At 66.7% G+C, this 1043-nt stretch carries 1 protein-coding gene; it reads left to right on the forward strand.

All coding sequences use genetic code 11. The annotated features are described in order from the left end of the window. Positions 1-1043, forward strand: a 1043-nt coding sequence (gene tuf / locus FHG71_RS23295; protein WP_139084183.1) for an elongation factor Tu, incomplete at both ends; no start/stop codon positions are given.

Raw genomic sequence — 1043 nt, forward strand, 5'->3', positions numbered from 1 at the left:
CATGGCAAGACGACGCTGACGGCGGCGATCACGCGGTACTATGGCGACTTCAAGGCCTACGACCAGATCGACGCGGCCCCCGAGGAGCGGGCGCGGGGGATCACGATCTCGACGGCGCACGTGGAGTACGAGACGGAGAACCGTCACTACGCGCACGTGGACTGCCCCGGGCACGCCGACTACGTGAAGAACATGATCACCGGCGCCGCGCAGATGGACGGCGGCATTCTGGTGTGCGCGGCCTCGGACGGCCCGATGCCGCAAACGCGCGAGCACATCCTTCTGGCCCGCCAAGTGGGCGTGCCGGCGCTCGTGGTGTACATGAACAAGGTCGACCTTGTGGACGACGAGGAGCTGATCGAGCTCGTGGAGATGGAGCTGCGCGAGCTGCTGTCGTCCTATGAGTTCCCCGGCGACGACATTCCGATCATCAAGGGCTCGGCCCACCAGGCGATGATCGGCGAGTCCAAGGAGATCGGCGAGGACTCGATCCGCGCGCTGATGAAGGCGGTGGACGAGTACATCCCGACGCCGGTGCGCGCCGTGGACCAGCCGTTCCTGATGCCCATCGAGGACGTGTTCTCGATCTCGGGCCGGGGCACGGTGGTGACGGGCCGCGTGGAGCGGGGCGTGATCAACGTGGGCGACGAGGTGGAGATCGTGGGCATCCGCGACACCCGCAAGTCGACCTGCACGGGCGTGGAGATGTTCCGCAAGCTTCTCGACCGCGGCGAGGCGGGCGACAACATCGGCGCGCTGCTGCGCGGCATCAACCGCGACGACGTGGAGCGCGGCCAGGTGCTGTGCAAGCCGAACTCGGTCAAGCCGCACACCAAGTTCGAGGCCGAGGCCTACATCCTGACCAAGGAAGAGGGCGGCCGCCACACGCCGTTCTTCGCCAACTACCGGCCGCAGTTCTACTTCCGGACCACGGACGTCACGGGCACCGTGCAGCTGCCCGAGGGCACCGAGATGGTGATGCCGGGCGACAACCTGAAGTTCAACGTCGAGCTGATCGCCCCCATCGCCATGGAAGACGGCCT

This window comes from Rubellimicrobium roseum (assembly GCF_006152145.1).
GTDB lineage: Bacteria > Pseudomonadota > Alphaproteobacteria > Rhodobacterales > Rhodobacteraceae > Rubellimicrobium > Rubellimicrobium roseum.